We start from the raw sequence: 19,945 nt of genomic DNA, 5'->3' as shown, positions 1-19,945 counted from the left end.
CTGCCTGTCTGTACTTTACGTACAGGCAGATTTTTTATTTTTCCGCGAGTCCGAAAGCGCATTAAAAAGGGAATGGGGAGGGGAAAATGAAACGAAAAGCACGAAGTCGTAGTAAAACGAGAGAGACGAAGAAAGAAAATAGACAGGGAACCCACCCTTTGATTAGACCCCCTCTTTATTTTTCATGACAGAACAGTATACTAATCATAAGCAATGTTTCTGAATAAATGAGCAGGATGTGTTGAATTTTTTTCACATATCATCCACAATGGTACGTAAGATTTAATTAGTTTAATACATAAAAGCATTAAAGGAGTGTCGCTGAAGATGAGATTTTTGACAGCCGGTGAATCACACGGTCCGGAACTGACCGCGATAATTGAAGGAGTTCCCAGTCATCTTCCTTTGACTGCTGAAGATATAAATCATCACCTTGCGCGCCGCCAGAAGGGCCACGGGCGGGGAAGACGCATGCAGATCGAAACGGACAGAGTCCGCATTACAAGCGGAGTACGCCATGGAAAAACAACTGGTGCTCCAATTACTCTGGTTGTGGAAAATAAAGACTGGACCCACTGGCAGAAAATTATGGGGCCTGATCCTGTTACTGAGCAGGAAGAAAAAGAAATGAAACGGACCATTTCCAGACCGCGTCCGGGTCATGCGGACCTGAACGGTGCGATTAAATATGATCACAGAGATATGAGAAACGTGCTGGAGCGTTCTTCGGCACGGGAGACGACGATTAGAGTGGCGGTCGGGGCCGTAGCTCAGAAAATCCTCGCTGAATTCGGAATTACAATTGCAGGGCACGTCCTGGAAATTGGCGGGATTGTGAGCCGTCCAATAGATGTTCCTGCCGGGACAGAGGACATTTTAAAGCGGACGGAGACATCCCCTGTGCGGTGCCTGGATCCTGAAGCAGAGAAGAAAATGATGGATCTGATCGATGAAGCAAAGAAAAACGGAGACTCCATTGGCGGCGTAGTTGAAGTCGTTGCCGAAGGTCTTCCGCCAGGGCTCGGCAGCCATGTCCATTACGACAGAAAACTCGATGCTAAAATCGCCCGCAGTGTCATGAGTATAAATGCATTTAAAGGTGTGGAAGTGGGTATCGGCTTTGAAGCGGCCAGAAAACCGGGAAGTGAAGTGCATGACGAGATTATGTACGATCCCGATAGAGGCTACTATCGAAAAACGAACCGTCTGGGTGGATTTGAAGGCGGTATGACGACCGGAATGCCTGTGGTTGTTAAAGGGGTTATGAAGCCGATTCCCACTCTTTACAAGCCGCTTAACAGCGTGGATATTGAAACAAAAGAGCCTTTCGCAGCGAGTATCGAGCGTTCGGACAGCTGTGCGGTTCCTGCTGCTTCTGTGGTGTGCGAACATGCAGTCAGCTTTGAACTTGCGGCTGCATTTCTGGAAAAGTTCGGTTCGGATACAGTAGGAGATGTTAAAAAAGCGTTTGACGCCTACATGGAAAAAGCGAGGCAGTTTTAATGCGGCGTGAAATCCCGGTCCGCTCTTCTGCAGGTCATTACCCGATTATTATTGAACCGGGTCTGAGAAGGCGCATCGGCCTGATTCTGAAGTCGTTACCCGGGAAACGCAGCTATTCCTCCGTTCTTATCGTCACCGATCGCACGGTTGAAAAGCTGTATCTCGAAGATGTGGTCCGGTCTTTTGACGAAACGCCGCACGTGAAAATCGTACCGGCTGGAGAGCAGTCAAAATCCTTTTCCGTTCTTGAAGAACTGCTTGAATATGTAGCCGGATGCGGACTGGACAGAGACAGTGTTATTATCGCCCTTGGTGGAGGCGTTGTCGGTGATCTGGCCGGATTTGCAGCAGCCTCCTTCATGCGGGGGATTGATTTTATTCAGGTGCCGACCACCCTCCTCGCCCACGACAGCAGTGTCGGAGGCAAGACGGGTATTAATCTGCGGGCGGGAAAGAACCTTGCCGGTGCTTTTCATCCGCCGGCAGCCGTCTGTTTTGATCCGGAAACGTTCTCGTCCCTCTCTAAGCGGGAGTGGCGTTCAGGACTGGCAGAAGTGATCAAGCACGGACTCATCCGTGATCCGGAACTTCTTTCGTTTGCTCTTGACATTGGTTCATTTGAAACAGCCGAAGACGGGGCTGCCATGGGAAGACTTCTCGAACAGTCGATCCGGGTAAAAAAAGAAGTTGTGGAAGAAGATGAAAAAGAAAAGGGCATAAGAGCGTATCTTAATTTTGGCCATACACTCGCTCATGCAGTTGAGGCGGAAGCAGGATACGGGAGATGGACGCATGGTGAAGCTGTAGCTGCCGGAATGATTTTTGCTCTTGAGTTAAGTGAAAGGACTTTCGGTATCGACTTACGTTCTGCAGAAGTCGAGGCTTCCCTTCAGAAACTGGGATACGATACAAGAATGTATAAGAATTTGGACACCCGTTCACTCGTTGAACGTATGAAAAAAGACAAAAAAAGCAGGCAGGGTGATATCAGATTTGTTCTTTTAAAAGCACCCTGTGAACCGGTTCTGATGCCTGTCAGTGAAACGGAGCTGCTAAAACATCTGTAATATGGAGGGAGATGCTGATGATACGGGGAATCAGAGGAGCAGCAACAGTAGAAAGAAATGAAACGGAAGACATGCTTCAAGTGACAAAAACACTGATCGAGCAGATCGTTCAGAAAAACAGCCTCAATCCGGAAGCGATTGCCCATATCTGGATCACGGTAAGTCCGGATCTTAACGCCACCTTTCCGGCGAGAGCCCTGAGATTGCTCAATGGTTTTGAGCGGGTCCCGGTTATGTGTGCACAGGAGATTCCCGTTGATGGCGGGCTTGAAAAATGTATCCGGCTGATGGTGACAGCTGAGACCGCTCTTAAACAGGATCAGGTGAATCACGTGTATCTCGGCAGAGCGAGAGCGCTCCGTCCTGACCTTGCAGGAGAAGAGTGAAGACAGCTCGCTGTTGACAAGCTTCGGCATGCACGTTATGATATTCACAATAAAGTTCAGCAGATAATTCAGACTAATGAATATGATACGGTATAGATTGATCAGGTTTTGAAAGCCGCACAGAAGTAAAGCAGAGGCTTTACAGCGGAAAGAAAGAACGAGTTGAGATTAGAAATAGCTGAGAAGAGCCTGAGCAGAGGAAAAAGGCACCGCCTGAACACCTGCCCTGTCTCCATTAACAGGCAGGTGTTTTCTTTTTACCCCGGATTTAATCCTCTTTTGCTTAGAGTCCTCTTCTCACCCGAGAGGTGAGATGAATGATTCAGACAAGCAGACAATCGTTTGCAAGGCAGGCTGCGCAGCATAAAACAGTTCCTGTTACTGCCAGACTCGTTGCAGACACACTTACACCCATTCAACTATTTGAAACGTTTAATAAAAGGGCAGCATTTCTGCTCGAAAGCAGAGATCCTTTATCCCTGTGGTCGGAGTACTCGTTTATCGGGATCGATCCTTTCTTATATCTCACAGAGGAAAACAGCCGCTTTACTGTAAAAGACCAGTCAGGCATTGTAAGAAACCGCTACAGCCGGTTTACCGAAGCCTGGGATCGTACTGCAGCTGAGCTTGATGTATCCCCTGAACTGCCGGATCTTCCTTTTCCCGGTGGTGCTGTCGGATCCTTCTCCTTTGAGGCTATGAATCTGACAGAGGATAAAATCGAAAAGGGGAGCGCACCTGCAGCTTCGTTTGTTTTCTGTGAAACGATCCTGGCTTTTCACCACAGCCGTGAGGAACTTACAATTATCCACTTTCAGGAGGTTGGCTCTGATGCAGATGGAGCCTTTGAGCTTGGAAAAGACAAGGTGGAGGCTGTGATTGGTGAACTGTCCGGCAGAGCAGCCCCCGTAAAAAAGCGTGTTTTTGAAACCTTTTGCCAGCAGACGACAGAGGACATTTTTTCCGGCGTAAAATCCAATGTCACGAAAGAGGCGTTCATCGATAAAGTCAGGCGGGTGAAAAACTATATTGAAAGCGGAGATGCGTTTCAGGTTGTTCTCAGCCAGAGGTTTGAAGTTGAAAACCGTGTTGACGGCCTTGACCTTTACCGGGTCCTTAGAAAGCAGAACCCTTCACCGTATATGTTTTACATCCGTGCCTTTACAGAGGAACTTGTCGGAAGCTCCCCTGAACGTCTCGTCAAGATTGAAGCAGACCGCTCCATTGATATTCATCCGATTGCAGGAACGAGAAAGCGCGGAAAAGACGATCAGGAGGACAAAGCCCTCGAAGCGGATCTTCTCGCTGATGAAAAAGAAAGAGCCGAGCACTTTATGCTGGTGGATCTTGCGAGGAATGATCTTGGCAGGGTGTGCCAGTACGGAACAGTTGAAACCTATGAAAAAATGACGATTACCCGATTTTCAAAAGTGATGCACATCATTTCCAAGGTAAAAGGGAAACTGAGGCCGGATGTTCATCCGATTGAGGCCGTTCTCAGCGCCCATCCTGCAGGTACTGTCAGCGGAGCACCTAAAATCAGGGCAGTGGAAATCATTCAGGAACTGGAAGCAGATTCCCGTGACTCTTATGCGGGCACGGTAGCCTATCTCAGTTTTAACGGAACGATTGATTCGTGTATTGCCATCCGTACGATCAGACTGCAGGGCAGCAAAGCGTTCGTTCAGGCAGGTGCAGGTGTTGTCTATGATTCTGTTCCGGAACTCGAATGGGAAGAAACCCGGAACAAAGCAAGTGCACTGCTTTCAGCAGTAAGCCAGGCAAAAAAAAGTTTCGAGCAGGAGGAGAGTGTGAGATGAGGCGAGTAATGGAGAGATTGTTTGAAAAAGAGAGTCTGAGCGAAACGGAAGCCTGTCAGGTGATGAATGCGATGATGGCCGGGGAATTGAGTGATGAGGAAATATCCGGTATTCTATCGATCCTCAGGTTCCGTGGAGAATCGGTTGATGAGATGACCGGCTTTGCAAAAGCGATGAGGGATCACAGCATGAAAATCACCCACCGTAAACCAGATCTGGTGGATACGTGCGGGACAGGAGGAGACGGTACAGGAACCTTTAATATTTCCACTGCCGCCGCTCTGCTCGTGTCTGCAGCAGGCACACCTGTAGCAAAACACGGAAATCGCAGTGTTTCCTCAAAAACAGGCAGTGCAGATGTGCTCGAGGAACTTGGTGTACCGGTTCAGAGTAACCAGCAGGAAGCTTCTGATCTTCTTGAACGGTACAATCTCTGCTTTATGTTTGCACCGGTCTATCACTCCTCCATGAAGCACGTGGCGAAAGCGAGGAAAAGTCTGGGCGTAAAGACGGTGTTTAACCTTCTCGGACCTCTTACAAATCCGGCAGGCACGACAAAGCAGCTGATTGGCGTTTATGACCGCCATGCTGCTGTTAAAATGGCCGAAACGGCCCGGCGTCTAGGAACGGAACATGCTCTTTTTGTCACTGGTGAAGACGGTCTTGATGAGCTTACAATAACGGGAAAAACATATGTAACCGAACTGAAGAATCATCAGATTACCTCTTACACCATGACACCGGAGGAAGCTGGGGTCAGACGTGGAGCGCTCAAAGACATTACAGTAAACAGAAAAGAAGAAAGTGCCGCTCTGATCCGGGAGGTCCTTGAGAACAGGGCACCGGACGCGGCAAGAGAGATCGTTTTACTTAATGCAGGCGCCGCCTTATATGCAGCAGGAAAAGCCGACTCGATTAAACACGGTGTGAAAGAGGCCAGGGATACACTCAATTCAGGTGCAGGTGCCGCAAAACTTGAACAGCTCACCGAGGAGGATGAAAGGAGAGTGCTGGCATGATTCTGGAGCAGATTATTGCAAAAAAACAAGAGGAAACTGCCGGCCTTTCCTTCATAGAATCGGACGCCAGGCCGGATCGGAATTTTCTTGATGCCCTGAGAAAGCCTGTAAGGCAAAAAGCGGTTATCGCCGAAATAAAAAAAGCGAGCCCGTCAAAAGGCGTCATAGTGGAAAATATGAATCCGGCCGGAATAGGCCGGGCTTATGAAAATGCAGGTGCCGATGTTTTATCCATTCTGACAGATGAGACCTTTTTTAAAGGGCACAGCCGTTTTATTAAAGAGGTAAAACAGCATGTAAATCTGCCGGTGCTGCGCAAGGATTTTATTATTGATGAAAGACAGATCGAGGAATCCGTCCTTATGGGCGCTGACGCCATTCTGCTGATTGCTGCTGCCCTGAAACCGGAGGAACTGGCCTACCTTCATGAAAAAGCAGTGCAGCGCGGTCTGGATGTGCTCGTGGAAGTGCACAGTGAAACCGAGCTTCGCGATGTACTTTCTGTCTGTACACCACATCTCCTTGGTGTAAACAACCGTGATCTGAACACATTCAGGACCTGCCTCTCGTTTACTGAGAAGATTGCACCGCTCATCCCGAAAGGAACGATGCTGATCAGTGAAAGCGGCATTCATACACCAGAAGATGTTCGGCGTGTTGCCGCAGCAGGAGCAGACGGCCTTCTTATTGGCGAAGCTCTCATGCTTGCAGAGGATAAGCGAAAAAAACTGGATTTTCTTTTTTCCGGGGTGAAAGGATGAAACCCATTCTGAAATTTTGCGGCATTACTAATGAACGGGATTTTATAAAAGTTTCCCAATCAGGGGCCGATTATGCTGGTGTGGTATTTGCCAGGAGCAGGCGGCAGGTTTTTCCTGAGGACGTCAGGAAGTGGAAAACCAAGGCTTTCGGCACGAATGCTCCCAAGCTGGCAGGCGTGTTTATGGATGCATCCGTGGAGGAAATGGCTCAGGCAGCCGCCTCGGTGCCCCTCGAGATGATTCAGTGCCACGGCTCTGAATCACCGGAGCAGCTGGCAGAGCTTAGGAAAACCGGTGTCGAGGTATTTAAAACCATTCACCACGATTCCGGGGCGGTGTTAAGAATGGAAGTTTACGCACAGGAAGTCGACGGCTTTGTGATTGATACGAAAACGCCTCAGGGGGGAGGAGCGGGCATCGCCTTTGACTGGACGTGTGTGCCTGACTACCGCAAAGAAGCTGCACGGCTTGGTAAGAAGTGTTTGATCGCCGGCGGCATTACTCCTGAAAACGTGGAAGAACTAAATGCATACAACCCTCCGGGAATTGACGTTTCATCCGGAATTGAAACCGGCAGTATAAAAGACGAAGGGAAGATGATGACAATGACAGCAAAGGTGAAGGCAGCATACACTTTTCCGGACCAACTTGGAAGATTTGGGGAATTTGGCGGCAGATACGTGCCGGAGACGCTTATGCACGCACTGGCAGAACTGGAGAGTGCCTATATTGAGGTGAAACAGGATGAAGAATTTTACCGCGACCTTCACCAGGAATGGGCAACGTTCAGCGGCAGGCCCACTCCCCTTACATTTGCAGGCAATCTGACAAAATCGCTCGGCGGAGCGGATATCTATTTAAAGCGAGAGGATCTAAACCATACAGGTGCCCATAAAATTAACAATGCTATTGCCCAGGCGATGCTCGCTAAGCGGATGGGTAAAACGAAAGTCATTGCCGAAACCGGAGCCGGGCAGCACGGGGTGGCCACCGCTACTGCTGCAGCCCGGTTCGGCCTCTCGTGCAAGGTTTTCATGGGCAGTGAGGATATGCGCAGACAGGAACTGAACGTTTTTCGGATGGAACTTCTTGGAGCGGAGGTCATTGAAGTTACAAGCGGGAGCCGTACACTTAAGGATGCGACGAACGAAGCAATCCGGCACTGGGTGACTCACGTTGATGATACGTATTATCTGATCGGCTCCGCCGTTGGTCCCCATCCTTATCCGATGATGGTCAGGGATTTTCAAAGCGTAATCGGACTTGAAAGCAGGCAGCAGATGGAGGAAGTTACCGGCAGTCTCCCGGGTCATATTGTTGCGTGTGTTGGAGGCGGGAGCAATGCGATCGGCATGTTTCATCCTTTCCTTGATACAGATGCAGCATTAATTGGTGTTGAAGCGGCTGGAAAAGGCACGGAAACGGACAGCCATGCTGCAACACTCACGAAAGGAAGAAAAGGGGTCCTGCACGGCTCTCTCTCCTATCTTCTTCAGGACGCCGGGGGCAACATTCAGGAGCCCTATTCCATCTCAGCAGGACTTGACTACCCGGGCATCGGGCCGGAACATGCTCATTTAAGGGATACGAAGCGGGTAAGCTATGAGGCAGTAACAGACAGGGAGGCGATGGATGCTCTTAAAGTACTGAGTGAAACCGAAGGGATCCTGCCGGCAATTGAATCCGCTCATGCACTCGCAGCAGCAATCAAGCTGGCCGGGCAGAAAGACAAGGGAGAGACCCTGCTTGTCTGTCTGAGCGGACGTGGAGATAAGGATGTTCATACGATTAAAGCCTATGAAGAAGAAAGGGAGAGATAGGATGGGACAGTTGATGACGGAGGAATTTAAAACGAGAAAGAATCTATTCATTCCCTATCTTATGGCCGGCGATCCTGATGCTGAATCGACCATTGAAGCGGCACTTGCTCTCCAGGAGGCCGGTGCCGATGTGATTGAATGGGGGGTGCCCTACAGCGATCCGCTTGCGGACGGCCCGGTAATTGAAAAAGCAGCCATCCGTTCGATCAGTCAAGGCATGAATATTGTCAAAGCTGTGGAACTTGCAGCCGCCGCCCGTCAAAGGGGATTGACGGTTCCCCTTGTCCTGTTTACGTATGTTAACCCCGTACTTGCCACGGGAGAAGAGAAACTGGTGAGAATGGCTGCAGAAGCTGGCATCGATGGCCTCCTTGTCCCGGATCTTCCTATGGAGGAAAGCAGCGGATTAAGGACGCTGGCCAGAGAAAACGGACTCGCGCTTATCTCCCTGATCGCTCCTACATCACGGCAGCGGGTGAAAAATATTGCGGAAAAAAGCGATGGCTTTCTTTACCTCGTTTCCTCACTCGGCGTTACCGGCACTCGTGATCAGTTCCAGGAGGATCTTAGTACCATCATCAATGATGTGAAAAATGTAACCGACACGCCTATTGCCGTTGGTTTCGGTATTTCAAGAAGAGAACATGTGAAGAAGTTTCATTCTCTTGCTGACGGGGTTGTAATTGGTAGTGCGCTCGTTCGTTTTCTTCATGACAGGAAGGACGAACTTGCGGGTGAAAATAGAGAATCTGTCTTTACTGAGCTAAAACAGTTTGTCCGCGGACTCATTTCGTAATACCATAGGAAGGTAGACTATAGAATAGGGTCCGTGCACAGGTCTCCTGTCCCGCCTTAAAAATAAAGGGACAGAGGGACGGGGCTGTGCTGGAACCAAAGAGAAAACGGAGTGATAAACATGCTGGTAAAAGAATCCATGAAAGGGCTGACCCCGTATCAGCCGGGTAAGCCTGTTGATGAAGTGAAGCGGGAACTTGGTCTTGATAAGGTGGTTAAGCTTGCTTCCAATGAAAATCCCTACGGATGCTCGCCGCTTGCGAAAGAAGCTATTACACAGGCCCTTACTGATGTGGCAGTATATCCGGACGGATATGCACAAAAGCTGAGAACGAAAGTTGCCGGAAGGCTGAAAGTATCCGAAAAACAGCTGCTTTTCGGCAACGGATCTGATGAAGTGATTCTCATACTCTGCCGTGCCCTTCTTTCAAAAGGAGACAATATTGTAACAGCCGTTCCGACTTTTCCACAGTACCGGCACAATGCAGTCATTGAAGGGGCCGCCGTAAAGGAGATTCCCGTTGTAAACGGCGCGCACAATCTCGATGCCATGAGAGAGGCGATTGATGAGCATACGAAAATCGTTTTCGTGTGCAACCCGAACAACCCTACAGGGAATTCAATAGGAAAAGAGGCGTTCACCCGTTTTCTCGAATCGGTGCCTGAGCACGTGATCGTGGTGAGCGATGAGGCGTACTATGAGTATGTTACGGAGGAAGACTACCCTGATACGGTTCCCATGATTGCAAAACATAAAAATCTTGTGGTGCTCCGGACTTTTTCCAAAGCATATGGTCTCGCATCGTTAAGAATCGGCTACGGGGTAGGCGACGAAGCCTTTATGCAGTCTCTTGATCCTGCAAGGGAGCCGTTTAACACCTCAACTATAGCGCAGATGGCGGCCTACTATTCTCTTGAAGATGACCGCTTTCTGGAAGACTGCAGACAAAAAAACCGTGAGGGTATCGAGATGTTTGAGGAATTCTGCCGGGAGGAAGGCCTTCACTGCTACCCAAGTCAGGGCAATTTCGTCCTGATTGATCTCGGGGTGCCGGGAACGGATATCTTTAACAGACTCCTTAAAGCCGGCTATATTGTCAGAAACGGGGAAGCACTTGGTTTTCCTACTTCGGCAAGAATTACGGTTGGGACAAGAGAACAGAACGAAGAAATCATTGCAGAGCTGAAGGCGCTTTTAAGGCAGTAGCCAGAGCAGGGGCTGATTATATACCGGTTCCTGTCTGCCTGAAGGCTCAGCGGTGCATATGATGACGGAACAACAAAGGGTGAGGAAAATGGGAAAAAACGTGCTGATTGCCGGCCTGGGACTTATTGGCGGTTCACTTGCGCTTGCTGTAAAGAAAGAACATCCGGAAGCTGTCATTACCGGTTTTGATGTAAATGAGAGAGTGATGAAAACCGCACTTGCGCTTGATGTAATCGACATTAGCGCACCAACGCTCAGTGATGGGGCCAAGGACGCGGACCTGATTATTATAGCCGCTCCAATCCGGCAGACAGTTGCGATCATTCATGATCTGGCAGCTCTTCCGTTAAAGGAAGGGGCGATTATTACGGATGCGGGGAGTACAAAGAAAACGGTGTGTGAAGCGGCAGAAGCACTAAAAGAGCGCCCCGTTACGTTTATAGGAGGGCATCCGATGGCCGGCTCGCACAAGTCCGGGGTGGAGGCGTCAAGAGTCCGGCTGTTTGAAAATGCCTATTATATTTTTACGCCTTCCCGTTCAGAGCATGAACGGACTATGATCCGGCTTCAGAACTGGCTTAAAGGAACAAAGGCCCGGTTTATCCGTCTGGATCCAGACACCCACGACTTTTTTGCTGGCACAATCAGTCATTTTCCCCACATCGTGGCGGCTGGCCTAGTGCACCAACTCAAGGAAGAGGGCCAAAAGGAACCGGTTCTTAACGACCTTGCGGCAGGGGGATTCCGGGATATCACGCGGATCGCATCTGCTTCGCCTGTGATGTGGCGGGATATTCTGCTTTCCAACAAGGAAGTCCTTCTCGCCATCATCGATCAGTGGCAGAAAAAGATGCACCAGGTGCGCTCTATGATTGAAGAAGGAAATGAAGATGCCCTGCACAGTTTTTTTCAGACTGCCAAACATACACGGGACGCTCTTCCTGTAAGAAAGAAAGGTGCGATCCCTTCTTTTTACGATCTGTTTGTGGATGTACCGGACCACCCGGGGGTCATATCTGATGTGACCGGCCTCCTTGCAAAGGACCGGATCAGCATTACAAACATCCGTATTCTCGAAACGCGGGAAGATATTACCGGCGTATTGAGGCTCAGTTTCAGGGCTGAAGAGGATCAGCTTAAAGCGAAATCACTACTTCGGGAAAATCTTTATGACGCTTATGAAGCACCGTAGCAGACAGGAGGAATCACCATGACAATCGAAACGATCACCGGGGCTGTGAACGGCCTTAACGGAACCCTCACGATTCCAGGGGACAAATCTATTTCCCACCGTGCCGTCCTTTTTGCATCGATTGCAAGAGGGACAAGCCGGATCCGCGGATTTTTAAAAGGCGAAGACTGCCTGAGCACGATTCGCTGCATGAAGCAGCTGGGCGTACATATCGAAGAGGAACAAGATGAGATTACCGTTGAAGGTAAAGGACTCAAAGGCCTTTCAGAGCCAGTGGAAGTCCTTTATGCCGGTAATTCGGGAACGACAGTCAGGCTGCTGAGCGGGATCCTCGCAGGAATGGACTTTCACTCTGTTCTGACCGGTGATGCGTCTATTTGCAGGCGCCCAATGTCCCGTGTGACAGGTCCATTAAAGCAGATGGGGGCTCGCATTGATGGGAGAGACGAAGGGAATCTCACGCCCCTTTCAATCAGAGGAGGCGGACTAAGGGGTATCCACTATTCATCACCTGTCGCCAGTGCACAGGTGAAATCGGCTGTTCTTCTTGCAGGTCTTTATGCCCGCGGGCAGACAAACGTAACAGAACCATTTGTGTCAAGAGATCACACAGAGCGCATGCTGAAGGCATTTGGGGCGGAAGTAAACGCTGACCCTGAAAACCGCCGTGTCACAGTTGAAGGCGGCGCCCATTTAGAAGGGCGTAACATTCAGGTGCCTGGAGATATCAGTTCCGCGGCATTCTTCATTGCTGCAGCATTAATGACACCAGGCAGTGATCTTGTATTAAAGAATGTCGGTATGAACCCGACGCGTTCCGGAATAATTGATGTTGTCCGGGATATGGGTGGCGATTTGGAAATCAGCCGTCTTCGCGAAGAGAACGGTGAACCGGTCGCTGATCTACGGGTAAAATATTCAAAGCTGCACGGGACCGAAATCGGAGGGGAAATGATTCCTCGCCTCATCGATGAGATCCCTGTTCTTTCAGTCCTTGCCGCTCAGGCTGAAGGGAAAACAGTGATTCGCGATGCAGCAGAACTGAAAGTCAAGGAAACGAACCGGATCGATACGATGGTCTCACAGCTCGTATCCCTCGGTGCAGATGCAAAGGCAACAGAGGACGGTATGGTTATTCATGGCGGATCTGTTCTGAGTGGAGGAGCCGTGTCCAGTTTTCATGATCACCGGGTCGGCATGAGTCTCGGACTGTGCGGTCTGGTATCAAAAGAGCCGGTCACTGTTCGTGACGCAGAAGCCTGTGAGGTTTCCTATCCAGGTTTCTTTGAGGAGCTTCGTAGGATAAAAAGCTGAATCCAGAGGCTGGTACAAAAGTAAAATGTATAGAAGAAAATCCGGACAAAAAGCTGATTAGCGGATGAAATATACGCCGACTCCTGCGGGAGGAAAAACGCTGGTGAGACCCTTGAGTAGCGAAGCACACGGAGGCTCAGCCGCTTCTCGCGGAAAGCGGTGTATATTTCAGCAGCGATTGATCTGCACCGCTTGCTGATTGTCCGGATTTTCGTCTGTGTAAATACTTCTGTCCCAGCCTCTCCTTCGTTTCATGCACAGCGGCACGCCCGCAGCGGGACTCCGGCGGAAATGCAGACAGGAAGTTAAGGTTTGACACAGCGTGCTGATGGGCTAAAATAGGAGAAGACTTTTTTACAGTGAAAGGCGGGAGCGGATAACATGAACGAATCACTCGAACAGGCCATTCAACTGATCGAAAACGGAAAGCACGAAGAGGGGCTGCAAAAAGTCCAGGACATGTATGAAGGGACAGATGACGAAACGAAACGGACCATTGCCGAGCTTTATTTTGAACTTGGGCTTGTGGACCGGGCGGCAAAAGCAGCAGAGGATCTTCTTTTCAGATATCCTGATAACGGAGAATTGTTCGCTTTTGCTGCAGAATGCTATATTGATCTCGGTCAGGAAGACGAAGCGATGGAAATGCTAACAGAAGTCAAACAGGACGATCCTGTATTCGTTCAGGCCCGTCTGCTGCTTGCTGATCTTTATCAGAATCAGGGACTCGATGAAGTGGCAGAACAGAAGCTGCTTGACGCAGTAAAAGAGGCGGCGGATGAACCGCTTCTTCAGTACGCACTCGGTGAGTTTTATCTCAGCCGAGGCGATTACAACCGGAGTATTCCCTATTACAAAAAAGCACTTCACGCAAGCGGGCTTCCTGAGGATGATCAGGTAAACCCGATGCTTCGACTCGGAGAAGCGTACGGGGCAACCGGCCAGTTCGAGGAAGCTCTTGATTCATACCAGAAAGGGCTTGCAGAAAAGATTGATCCTGACGGGTTATTCGGGTACGGTTTTACGGCCATGCAGACAGGTGATTATGAACTGGCAGCAGAGCAGTTTGAGCGGCTTAAAGTACTTGATCCCTCCTATACCACTCTATACCCATACCTTTCTCAGGCGTACCGGCATATGAGTCAAAGCCAGAAAGCACTTGATGTGATTAACGAGGGCATTTCACGTGATGAATTCAACGAAACGCTTTATCTGGAAGCAGCCCGTATTCAATTTGCAAAAGGCAACGGGGAAGAGGGGCGAGCGTTTCTTCAGAAGGTGATTGCCATCAACCCGTCAAATGTGGAGGCGGTAAAAGAACTGCTTGTGTATTATGCCGACGCCGATGCCTATGAAGAAGTGGTGGAACTGGTGACTTTTCTTGAAGAATATCAGGAAACCGATCCTGTCTTTGACCGATATAATGCGAAGGCCCTTTACGAAACAGACAAACCTGCTGAGGCAGCAGAATCCTACGAACGGGCGCTTCCCTCCTATGAGGAAGACAGTGCATTTCTTGAAGAGGCCGCCGGTGCGTTTTTGGAAGCCGGAAAGAAAGACGAGGCTGTCGGGCTTCTTGAAAAAGTCTGCCGAATCAATCCTGATAGAGAGGACGTAGCTGACAGAATCGAAGCGCTGAGAGAATACTAATATCCCCATCCCCTTTCACGCATACTAAGGCATGAAAGGGGATGTTTTGCATGAACGTAATGGAAGTATTGACGGCCATTCCGCAGCCGGCTCTTAAAAATCTTCTTGCAGGGGCAGGTGTGACCAGTGTCACATCCCGCCAGAATGGTATTGAAACCGCCATCCGGGTTTTATCGGACAGAGCCGGCCGTCTGGCTTCCTTTTTGAATGCATCCAGGTGCGAAAAACAAATCATTATGAATGCCGCTTTAAGCCACCAGGAATACTGGGCAGTCATGGAGTTTGCAGGGGCTGTGGCTGCGAGCGAAAAGCAGGCTGCAGGGCGTGCGGTCGAGCATCTTCAGCAGGAGGGATGGCTGTTTCGGGTCCGCGGAGGCAGACTGGCTATGCCGGAGGAAGTGAAACAAACGGCCATCGCCTGTTTTGCCTCCTCAGTAAGCGAAGAAGAATTAATGATCCCCGAAATGGCGCCTGCATCCTGCACAGCTGTTCAGGACCTGTTTATCTTCATAGAAACGGCTGCAGAAGAGCAGTGGAAACTTACAAAGCAGGGTGTCATCCCTAAAAACACCCTGAAAAAGCTGCTTTCTGAATTGAACGAAGGAGAGGAACTTCCCGATGATCGCTGGCGTTTCGGCTATGGCCGGCACTTCTCGTATTACCCGGACCGTTTTTCTCTTCTTTACGATTGTGCGTTCAGTGAAGGATGGATTGAAGAAAAGGAACACCTGATCGTAAAAAAGAAATGGGAGGAGGGGCAGGAACTCAGTGTAAGTGCGATGCTTCACCGTCTTTTTTTCTCATGGCTGAGGCAGTACCGGCGGGCAATTCCGATGCTTCCGTTGTTGTGCAAACTCATTCGCACGATCCTTCCCGATCCCGGGAAAGCACTCCCGGAAAGTGTAATTGTGAAGGCGGTTACACCATTTACCGACGGGTATTGTTACGATCAGCCTGAAGACGTCATTACAAAGCGTCTCCTTTTCGTGCTGACACACCTTCACGTAATGGATGTGCGGGAAGCAGGAGGAGAACGGTTTTATTCGTCTTCACAGGGGGCGGGAAAGAATTTATTGCGGCTTGTGAAAAACTTTTATTAAAATATTCTTTTTTAAAAGGATTTTCTGCAAAGATCAAGAATATAAACATATATAAAGAGACCGTCAGTTATACTCATCTTTAATTTACCGGGAACGAAACAAGGTTGAGGAGGGGTGAAGATGAACAATACTGTTCCAGTTATGGAAAAGCGGGACTTTTTAAAATGGTTTCTTGATCAGTATCAGCTGAAAAGACGGGAATGTGCTTGGCTTCTTAACTTCCTGATGAGCGATGATATTCTCATGGAGCGTGTCCATTTTGTGGAACAGGCGGATTACTGTCCGAAGGCGCTGATGATCTCAACGAGTGATGTGGATTGCGTGCCTTTTGCTTTTCATAAGAATCAGCACGTAACAATGGATGCAGAAAAATCCTTTCATGATATTCGCCTGAACCGGAACGAAGACATTTTTATTCAGCTTAATTTTAAGGACAAACACCTGACGCCGCAGTATGTAGCCGTGCTAGAGGAGAACCCCTATCTGCCTGTTAACGAAGAGGAGACAAATGTGCAGCAGCTGATGGCGGAGATGGTACTCGAACGATCGATCAGGACAGAGAGAATTAAGGCAATTGAAAAACAGATTGACGCGGCCCTACTGGACGGGGACAAGTCACGCTTCTTTGAACTTTCGGAAGAATACAACGAGCTCAAAGCCCTGAATGAAGTGTAAGGGCTTTTTTTTTGTGATAAACTAGTAATGTGTCACAGGGCATTTGAGCCTGTGACGATTACTGGACAGAAGCAGGAGAGGATTTATGTGAAATGGAACACAACTGATGCGGATATGTATCTTAAAGCGAGAGAGTATGTGGATACAGCCGTGATTCCCCTCGTTCCCCTGAACTGGGAAAAAGATTTTAAGGGAACGGTTGCCCGGGGAGAATTTATCAGCCTGATTGCTGATGAGATTGAGAAGCAGTTTAAAGGAAGAGTCTATCAGGTGCCTCCATTTACATATCTGGCACATGAGAGCGACAGCTCAAAAACAGAGAGGCTTGCAAAATGGGATCGACATCTCTATGAGAACGGCTTTTCCCACGTGATCTATCTGACTTCCGATGGAGATTGGAAAAGAGTCGAAAAAGATCTCACTGATACACTGCTGTGGATTCCGGCACTTCCTCTGGAAAATGTGGAACCGGCTTATGCAAAGGATATGGTATCGCAGCAGATCAAACAGATTCTGCCCATGATTACAGACAAATGGCAGTCGGAGCCTAAGGAAAGATAATCATAAAACCTTAGCTGATTTTGTTGACTTTTATTGAAATTTTGAGCTATGATTAATATTGTCTTAGTATGAAATTTGTGTGTTTAAATGGCAGCTTTAGAGAACATAGTAGCGAGGAGGGAACGTCGTGAGTGAAAAAGAACACAAAGTGTCGCGACGTCAGTTTCTGACGTACACACTGACAGGTGTAGGCGGTTTCATGGCAGCAGGTATGCTGATGCCGATGGCCCGTTTTGCTCTCGATCCGGCACTGGAGGCAGGAATGGACAGCGATTTTGTACGCGTAGCCAGTCTGGACGAGCTGACGGAGGAACCGCAGCGGTTCGATTTTACGATTGAACAGGAAGATGCGTGGTATACATCAGAGGTTACACGTGTAGCGTGGATTTTCCTAAATGACAGCAATGAAGTTGTCGCACTTTCACCTGTCTGCACTCACTTAGGCTGTACAGTCGACTGGGAAGGAAGCGAGAATTACCCTGAGAATTTCTTCTGCCCGTGTCACGGTGGACGGTTTGAGCGTGATGGACAGAACATACAGGGTACACCGCCGACAAGACCGCTTGATGTGTATGAAGTTCAAGTGGATGGTGACGATGTCTACCTTGGCGGCACAGTGCAACGATAGGAAGAAGGGGGCATAGAGAATGTTACAGAAATTATATGACTGGGTGGACGAGCGGCTTGACATCACGCCGATGTGGCGCGATATCGCCGATCACGAGGTACCTGAGCACGTAAACCCCGCCCACCATTTCTCAGCGTTTATTTACTGTTTCGGAGGCCTCACTTTCTTCGTAACAGTCATTCAGATTCTTTCCGGCATGTTTCTGACGATGTACTATGTACCGGACATTATCCATGCTTATGAATCTGTTTATTATCTTCAGAACGAAGTGACCTTTGGTGTTATTGTCCGCGGGATGCACCACTGGGGAGCGAGTCTTGTTATTGTAATGATGTTCCTACATACATTACGCGTATTCTTCACAGGCTCTTACAAGAAACCGCGTGAACTGAACTGGGTTGTCGGAGTACTCATTTTCTTCGTCATGCTTGGTCTTGGCTTTACCGGCTATCTCCTGCCTTGGGATATGAAAGCGTACTTTGCGACTGTAGTAGGTCTTGAAATTGCCGAAGCTGTACCGGTTGTCGGCGGATTTGCAAAAGCCCTTCTCGCAGGCGGCGAAATTATCGGCGCGCAGACGCTTGCCCGGTTCTTTGCGATTCATGTATTCTTCCTGCCTGGTGCTCTACTCGGACTGCTTGGAGCCCACTTCTACATGATTCGTAAACAAGGTATTTCCGGTCCATTGTAGGATCCGGTTTGACGCAGAAAAGGAGGGAAAACTATGCATCGCGGAAAAGGTATGAAGTTTGTCGGTGACTCACGTGTCCCGGCAACAAGGATGCCGAATATTCCGAAAGACTATTCAGAGTATCCACATAAAACAGAAGCATTTTGGCCGAACTTTCTTCTTCGTGAGTGGATGGTAGGTGCGGTTTTCTTAATCGGTTACCTTTGCCTGACCATCGCCCATCCATCACCGCTTGAGCGTGTGGCTGACCCGACAGATTCAGGGTACATACCGTTGCCTGACTGGTATTTCCTGTTTTTGTACCAGCTGTTGAAATACGAATATGCGGCCGGTGATTTCACCGTAATCGGTGCGGTTGTTATGCCGGGAATCGCATTTGGTGCCCTGCTTCTGGCACCGTTTCTTGACCGGGGGGTTGAGCGCCGTCCGATCAAACGCCCGGTTGCTACATCACTAATGCTTCTTGGTGTTATCGCAACAATCTTCCTTACATGGGAATCTGTGGACCAGCATGACTGGGAAGCAGCAGCCAGACAGGGTGCGATCGTTGATGATGACATTGATGAAGACGCTGAAGGCTACCAGATCTATCAGAGCCAGCAGGCGTGTATAAACTGTCACGGGGAGCAGGGTGAAGGCGGAGCTGCCGGACCGAATCTCTTTGACAACGAGTACGAAGTGGAAGATATTATGGAAATTATCCAAAACGGTGTAGGCGACATGCCTGCCGATCAATTTGAAGGATCTGACGAAGAACTTGAAACTCTCGCTGAGTGGATTGCCAACGACGGACAGGATCCTGAATAACACCACATGGAAAGCTGACTGATGACCTCAGTCAGCTTTTTCTTAGTTTCGGAAACAGTAACTCCGCTGTTCCTGGTGGAGTTATGTACCGATCGAATAGGAATGTGACATAATTGAGGGTTCGATGGAAGCGGATAACGTGCAATGGGGCCGATAAAATAGTATGGTGGTAGTAAAATTGCCTGAACGGACTGGAGACCTTGCCTCCCACCAGTTTTTACAAGAATCCCTGTATGCTATAAATACAGAATGGCGTGCTTAATTTATAGTGACAGGAACGTTTCTAATTGGAAGAATCAGTGTAAAATAACCAATATCCTGTCTGAAAGGTCGGATCACATGTTTGAAAAAGCATACGAAATCCTGGGGAGCCGGTGGTTTATCATCCTCCTTCTTATCATTAACATACCAGGGACGATTTACGGATACATATGGTACGAATCCCAACTGGCGAATACACCTGCACATTTTCTGATTTTTGTTCCTGACAGTCCAACCGCGAGTCTCTTTTTTGTGATTGTTCTGTTTGCGTTTCTGCTGAGACGCAGTTTCCCGCTGATGGAGGCACTGGCAGCAGTGACGCTCTTTAAATATGGGATCTGGGCTGTGGTGATGATCGTCTGGGCAGGGATGGAAGGCGCACAAATGCGCTGGGACCATTATATGCTGATAGCCAGTCACCTGGGGATGGCCATTCAGGGCCTTTTATACGCGCCTTACTACCGCATTCGTCCATGGCATCTGATTGCAGTTGCCTTGTGGACGCTTCACAATGATGTGATAGATTACATCTACGGCATGCATCCATATGTTTCGAGGCTGATCCTGCCTTATTACAGTGAAATCGCTTATTTCACGTTCTGGCTGAGTATTTTTTCCCTTGGAATCGTATGGTTCCTGAATAAGTACATGCCAAAGAGAAGCCTTCAATAACTGGTCTAGAAGACAG

19 protein-coding genes are annotated in these 19,945 nt (G+C 49.0%); all 19 read left to right on the top strand.

What is annotated here, in order from left to right:
• The first annotated feature begins 327 nt into the window (after positions 1 to 327).
• The 19 genes from aroC to lhaT all read left to right on the top strand — a co-directional run bounded on the left by aroC (position 328) and on the right by lhaT (position 19,929).
• Complete coding sequence (aroC, locus tag CR205_RS07470) at positions 328 to 1,503, top strand: chorismate synthase (RefSeq protein ID WP_110518296.1); 1,176 nt, start codon at positions 328 to 330, stop codon at positions 1,501 to 1,503.
• A complete protein-coding gene (aroB, locus tag CR205_RS07465; RefSeq protein WP_110518295.1) occupies positions 1,503 to 2,570 on the top strand; it encodes a 3-dehydroquinate synthase in 1,068 nt (355 codons plus the stop codon). Before aroC ends, aroB begins: the two co-directional genes overlap by 1 nt.
• A gap of 17 nt (positions 2,571 to 2,587) precedes the next feature.
• Positions 2,588 to 2,956 carry a chorismate mutase gene (gene aroH, locus CR205_RS07460; RefSeq protein ID WP_110518294.1) on the top strand — a complete coding sequence of 123 codons (369 nt, stop codon included), beginning with the start codon at positions 2,588 to 2,590 and terminating at the stop codon, positions 2,954 to 2,956.
• A 317-nt stretch (positions 2,957 to 3,273) separates the two neighbouring features.
• Complete coding sequence (locus tag CR205_RS07455) at positions 3,274 to 4,776, top strand: anthranilate synthase component I family protein (RefSeq protein ID WP_110518293.1); 1,503 nt, start codon at positions 3,274 to 3,276, stop codon at positions 4,774 to 4,776.
• Complete coding sequence (gene trpD / locus CR205_RS07450) at positions 4,773 to 5,795, top strand: anthranilate phosphoribosyltransferase (RefSeq protein WP_110518292.1); 1,023 nt, start codon at positions 4,773 to 4,775, stop codon at positions 5,793 to 5,795. The genes CR205_RS07455 and trpD overlap by 4 nt, the downstream gene beginning before the upstream one ends.
• Positions 5,795 to 6,556 (top strand): indole-3-glycerol phosphate synthase TrpC, encoded by a 762-nt coding sequence (gene trpC / locus CR205_RS07445; RefSeq protein WP_407923564.1) that lies wholly within the window; start codon positions 5,795 to 5,797, stop codon positions 6,554 to 6,556. Before trpD ends, trpC begins: the two co-directional genes overlap by 1 nt.
• On the top strand, positions 6,553 to 8,376 hold the full coding sequence (gene trpB / locus CR205_RS07440; protein WP_110518290.1) for a tryptophan synthase subunit beta: 1,824 nt from the start codon (positions 6,553 to 6,555) through the stop codon (positions 8,374 to 8,376). Before trpC ends, trpB begins: the two co-directional genes overlap by 4 nt.
• 1 nt (position 8,377) lies before the next feature.
• Positions 8,378 to 9,172, top strand: a complete 795-nt coding sequence (gene trpA, locus CR205_RS07435) for a tryptophan synthase subunit alpha (RefSeq protein WP_110518289.1) — start codon at positions 8,378 to 8,380, stop codon at positions 9,170 to 9,172.
• Positions 9,173 to 9,292: 120 nt separating this feature from the next.
• Entirely contained in the window at positions 9,293 to 10,378 is a 1,086-nt protein-coding gene (gene hisC / locus CR205_RS07430; RefSeq protein WP_110518288.1) for a histidinol-phosphate transaminase, read from the top strand.
• A gap of 88 nt (positions 10,379 to 10,466) precedes the next feature.
• A complete protein-coding gene (locus CR205_RS07425) occupies positions 10,467 to 11,570 on the top strand; it encodes a prephenate dehydrogenase (protein WP_110518287.1) in 1,104 nt (367 codons plus the stop codon).
• A gap of 18 nt (positions 11,571 to 11,588) precedes the next feature.
• Positions 11,589 to 12,884 (top strand): 3-phosphoshikimate 1-carboxyvinyltransferase, encoded by a 1,296-nt coding sequence (gene aroA, locus CR205_RS07420; protein WP_110518286.1) that lies wholly within the window; start codon positions 11,589 to 11,591, stop codon positions 12,882 to 12,884.
• Between the two features lie 381 nt (positions 12,885 to 13,265).
• Positions 13,266 to 14,534, top strand: coding sequence for a tetratricopeptide repeat protein (locus CR205_RS07415; protein WP_110518285.1), 1,269 nt, complete (start codon positions 13,266 to 13,268; stop codon positions 14,532 to 14,534).
• Between the two features lie 50 nt (positions 14,535 to 14,584).
• Complete coding sequence (locus CR205_RS07410) at positions 14,585 to 15,634, top strand: hypothetical protein (protein WP_110518284.1); 1,050 nt, start codon at positions 14,585 to 14,587, stop codon at positions 15,632 to 15,634.
• A gap of 120 nt (positions 15,635 to 15,754) precedes the next feature.
• On the top strand, positions 15,755 to 16,309 hold the full coding sequence (locus CR205_RS07405) for a ReoY family proteolytic degradation factor (RefSeq protein WP_110518283.1): 555 nt from the start codon (positions 15,755 to 15,757) through the stop codon (positions 16,307 to 16,309).
• Between the two features lie 87 nt (positions 16,310 to 16,396).
• Entirely contained in the window at positions 16,397 to 16,870 is a 474-nt protein-coding gene (locus CR205_RS07400) for a YpiF family protein (protein WP_110518282.1), read from the top strand.
• Positions 16,871 to 16,997: 127 nt separating this feature from the next.
• Positions 16,998 to 17,498, top strand: a complete 501-nt coding sequence (locus CR205_RS07395) for a ubiquinol-cytochrome c reductase iron-sulfur subunit (protein WP_110518281.1) — start codon at positions 16,998 to 17,000, stop codon at positions 17,496 to 17,498.
• Between the two features lie 19 nt (positions 17,499 to 17,517).
• A complete protein-coding gene (gene qcrB, locus CR205_RS07390) occupies positions 17,518 to 18,189 on the top strand; it encodes a menaquinol-cytochrome c reductase cytochrome b subunit (protein WP_110518280.1) in 672 nt (223 codons plus the stop codon).
• A gap of 33 nt (positions 18,190 to 18,222) precedes the next feature.
• A complete protein-coding gene (locus tag CR205_RS07385) occupies positions 18,223 to 18,996 on the top strand; it encodes a menaquinol-cytochrome c reductase cytochrome b/c subunit (protein ID WP_110518279.1) in 774 nt (257 codons plus the stop codon).
• A gap of 339 nt (positions 18,997 to 19,335) precedes the next feature.
• A complete protein-coding gene (gene lhaT / locus CR205_RS07380; RefSeq protein ID WP_110518278.1) occupies positions 19,336 to 19,929 on the top strand; it encodes a lipoprotein heptaprenylglyceryl N-acetyltransferase LhaT in 594 nt (197 codons plus the stop codon).
• Positions 19,930 to 19,945 lie beyond the last annotated feature (16 nt).

The organism is Alteribacter lacisalsi, from assembly GCF_003226345.1.
Lineage (GTDB): Bacteria > Bacillota > Bacilli > Bacillales > Salisediminibacteriaceae > Alteribacter > Alteribacter lacisalsi.
Note: the sequence above shows the minus strand (reverse complement) of the source record. Positions and strands in the feature narration are given on the sequence as shown.

Excerpts from the sequence above, each read along its gene's own strand:
- aroB (WP_110518295.1), top strand. The coding sequence starts at position 1,503 with ATGCGGCGTGAAATCCCGGTCCGCTCTTCTGCAGGTCATTACCCGATT.
- trpD (WP_110518292.1), top strand. The coding sequence starts at position 4,773 with ATGAGGCGAGTAATGGAGAGATTGTTTGAAAAAGAGAGTCTGAGCGAA.
- CR205_RS07405 (WP_110518283.1), top strand. The coding sequence starts at position 15,755 with ATGAACAATACTGTTCCAGTTATGGAAAAGCGGGACTTTTTAAAATGG.
- aroC (WP_110518296.1), top strand. The coding sequence starts at position 328 with ATGAGATTTTTGACAGCCGGTGAATCACACGGTCCGGAACTGACCGCG.
- CR205_RS07425 (WP_110518287.1), top strand. The coding sequence starts at position 10,467 with ATGGGAAAAAACGTGCTGATTGCCGGCCTGGGACTTATTGGCGGTTCA.
- lhaT (WP_110518278.1), top strand. The coding sequence starts at position 19,336 with ATGTTTGAAAAAGCATACGAAATCCTGGGGAGCCGGTGGTTTATCATC.
- CR205_RS07415 (WP_110518285.1), top strand. The coding sequence starts at position 13,266 with ATGAACGAATCACTCGAACAGGCCATTCAACTGATCGAAAACGGAAAG.
- trpB (WP_110518290.1), top strand. The coding sequence starts at position 6,553 with ATGAAACCCATTCTGAAATTTTGCGGCATTACTAATGAACGGGATTTT.
- aroH (WP_110518294.1), top strand. The coding sequence starts at position 2,588 with ATGATACGGGGAATCAGAGGAGCAGCAACAGTAGAAAGAAATGAAACG.
- CR205_RS07410 (WP_110518284.1), top strand. The coding sequence starts at position 14,585 with ATGAACGTAATGGAAGTATTGACGGCCATTCCGCAGCCGGCTCTTAAA.
- CR205_RS07385 (WP_110518279.1), top strand. The coding sequence starts at position 18,223 with ATGCATCGCGGAAAAGGTATGAAGTTTGTCGGTGACTCACGTGTCCCG.
- qcrB (WP_110518280.1), top strand. The coding sequence starts at position 17,518 with ATGTTACAGAAATTATATGACTGGGTGGACGAGCGGCTTGACATCACG.
- trpA (WP_110518289.1), top strand. The coding sequence starts at position 8,378 with ATGGGACAGTTGATGACGGAGGAATTTAAAACGAGAAAGAATCTATTC.
- hisC (WP_110518288.1), top strand. The coding sequence starts at position 9,293 with ATGCTGGTAAAAGAATCCATGAAAGGGCTGACCCCGTATCAGCCGGGT.
- CR205_RS07455 (WP_110518293.1), top strand. The coding sequence starts at position 3,274 with ATGATTCAGACAAGCAGACAATCGTTTGCAAGGCAGGCTGCGCAGCAT.
- aroA (WP_110518286.1), top strand. The coding sequence starts at position 11,589 with ATGACAATCGAAACGATCACCGGGGCTGTGAACGGCCTTAACGGAACC.